1 protein-coding gene is annotated in these 270 nt (G+C 64.4%); it reads right to left on the reverse strand.

Annotation, left to right across the window (positions count from 1 at the left end; all coding sequences use genetic code 11):
* Positions 1 to 57 precede the first annotated feature (57 nt).
* On the reverse strand, positions 58 to 270 hold a 213-nt coding region (gene rplP / locus GJQ66_RS12735; protein ID WP_155049650.1), incomplete at its 5' end, for a 50S ribosomal protein L16.

The raw sequence follows: 270 nt of genomic DNA on the forward strand, positions 1-270 counted from the left end.
CTGAAACGAAAAGGCCCCCACCGAGGTGAGGGCCGATCCTATCGCGATGGCGACGGCTTACCAGTCCTCGCGGACCACCGTGCGCGTCTTGATCGGCAGCTTCATCGCAGCCAGCCGCAGCGCTTCGCGCGCGACCGTCTCGTTGACGCCGTCGATCTCGAACATTACCCGGCCCGGCTTGACCTTGCAGGCCCAGTAATCGACCGAGCCCTTGCCTTTGCCCATGCGGACTTCGGTCGGCTTGGACGTGACAGGCAGGTCGGGGAAGAT

The sequence above is a fragment of the Microbacterium sp. ZXX196 genome (assembly GCF_009709595.1).
Lineage (GTDB): Bacteria > Actinomycetota > Actinomycetes > Actinomycetales > Microbacteriaceae > Microbacterium > Microbacterium excoecariae.